General features: G+C 71.9%; 2 protein-coding genes. Both read left to right on the forward strand.

Features of this window, described 5'->3' with window-relative positions; translation table 11 throughout:
• Positions 1-911 precede the first annotated feature (911 nt).
• Entirely contained in the window at positions 912-1,178 is a 267-nt protein-coding gene (locus FDZ70_09495; protein TLM69752.1) for a hypothetical protein, read from the forward strand.
• A gap of 56 nt (positions 1,179-1,234) precedes the next feature.
• Positions 1,235-2,143: a site-specific tyrosine recombinase XerD gene (gene xerD / locus FDZ70_09500; GenBank protein ID TLM69753.1), complete on the forward strand. Its 909-nt coding sequence runs from the start codon at positions 1,235-1,237 to the stop codon at positions 2,141-2,143.
• The last annotated feature ends 136 nt before the right edge of the window (positions 2,144-2,279 follow it).

Raw genomic sequence — 2,279 nt, forward strand, 5'->3', positions numbered from 1 at the left:
TCGACATGCGCGAGAAGTTCGCCCACTACAACCTCGAGCTCGAAGAGGTGCTCATCGGCACGCCGCATTCGCCGGCCGGCGACGACAAGATCGAGCAGATCCTGATGCAGCTACGCGACCGCCAGGTCGCGGTCGAGAAGCTCGAGACGTACGAGAAGCAGAAGACGGCGGCCGAGAAGGAGCGCGAGCTCAAAGAAGCGCAGGCCACGGCCGAGCAGCAGACGATCCTCACCCAGTCCGAGATCAACATCTCCATCCAGGAGAACACCGGCCGCGCCGAGCTGCAGCGAGCGGCGCAGGACGCCGAGCGGGTGCGCACGCTGGCGCGCGCGGACGCCGACAAGGTCAAGGCGCTCGCCGGCGGTGAGGCGGAGAAGGTGCGCCTGATCGCCGAGGCCGACGCGACGCGTGTTCGCGTGATCGGTGAGGCCGACGCCTCCCGGATCAAGGCCGTCGCCGAGGCGGACGCGGAGAAGGAGGCCCGGGTCGGCATCGGCCGCGCCATCGCCATCGACGAGCAGGTGCAGGCGTACGGCGGCCCGCAACTGCAGCTGATGCAGGACGTGATGACCAAGCTCGCCGCCGCGATCGAGGCGGCGAAGATCCCGATCGTGCCGAGCACCGTCGTGCAGATGGGCGACACCGGCGACGGACCCGGCGCTGCGGCGGGCAACAACGCGTTCGGGCTGCTGATGGCCCTTCTCGCCACAGAGCAGCTCGCACAGGTGTCCGGGCGCACGGCCGATCGCGATCCGGCGCAGGAGGAGATGGTCTCGGCGGTGAAGCGCTCGCTGCGTGACGCGGCGGTCGCTGCTGCGGTGGACACCCAGCCCGACGCTCCCGCGGCGCCGAAGCCACCCGCGCCCAAGAGGTAGGCGCGAGGTCGTCGAGGCCCGAGGGCCGATCGACCGATGGATCCCACTGCCGACCTCGCGGTGCTTCTCGCCGCGTCGGCGCTCAGCGAGGTCCGACGCGCGGCTCACGCACGCGCGGTCGTTTCGGAGCTCGGCCTCGACCCGCGACTCGAGCCGCTGGTTCCGCTTCCGCCACGCGGAGCGCGCAAGCGCGCCGCGTACGAACACGCGCTGGTGGGCATGCGCGAGATCTCAGCGATGCCGGAGCCGCAGCGCACGGACGCGGTGCGGCAGCTGCTCGAGCGGTTCGGCGGGGGAGGGTAGCGCGCCGCGCTCCCGCGCGCGACCGCGTTGCGCGGCGCGGGCGCTATGATGCCCTCATGCAGATGCGGGCTTATGTCGCGGAGTTCCTCGGGCACCTCGCGGTGGAGCGGGGGGCGTCGCCCAACACGATCGACGCCTACCGACGCGATCTGACCGGCTACGCGGACTTCCTCGAGTCCGGCGGCGTCGCCTCGCCGGACGCCGTCGACCGCGATGCGCTCGTGCGCTTCGTCGGCACGCTGCGCGGCCGAGGCCTCGCGCCCGCGAGCATCGAGCGCAAGATGGCGGCGGTGAAGTCGTTCCACAAGTACCTCGTGCGTGAGGGCATCACCGAGAACCACCCCACGGCAGGCGTCCCGCTGCCCAAGGTCCCCGAGCGGCTGCCCGACGTCATCACCATCGACGACGCCGACCGCCTGCTCTCCCAGCCGTTCCCCGACGGACCGGCCGGTTCCCGCGACCGCGCGATGCTCGAGGTGCTGTACGGCTGCGGGATGCGTGCGAGCGAGCTCGTCGGCCTCGACGTGGCGGACCTCGGCCTCGACGACGGTGTCGTGCGCGTCTTCGGCAAGGGGAGCAAGGAACGCCTCGTGCCGATCGCCGGCGCCGCTGCGCGCGCGCTCGCCGAGTACCTCGCGCACGGGCGCCCGTACCTGCGCGCGAAGTCGGGCGTGGCGCAGGACCCGTCGGCGGTGTTCCTGAACTCGCGCGGGAGGCGCCTCACCCGGCAGACGGTGCATGCGCTCGTGAGCCGCTACGGCCGGCTGGTCGACCTCGAGCTGCACCCGCACACCTTGCGTCACTCGTTCGCGACGCACATGCTCGAGGGCGGCGCGGACCTGCGTTCGCTCCAGGAGATGCTCGGCCATGCCGACATCTCGACGACCCAGATCTACACGCACGTCGACCTGCAGCACCTGCGCGAGGAGTACCTGTCCACCCACCCGAGGGCGAGGATGCGATGACCGAGACCGACGCGACGGCGGTGCAGCAGGCGGAGGACGGCGTCGCCGGACCCATCGCCCCCGCGCCCCGCCTCCTGCGCCGCGGCGGTCAGCCGTTCACGTGGGGGTCGGCGGCGTTCTGGGCGCTGACGTGGGC

The sequence above is a fragment of the Actinomycetota bacterium genome (assembly GCA_005774595.1).
Classification (GTDB): Bacteria; Actinomycetota; Coriobacteriia; order Anaerosomatales; family D1FN1-002; genus D1FN1-002.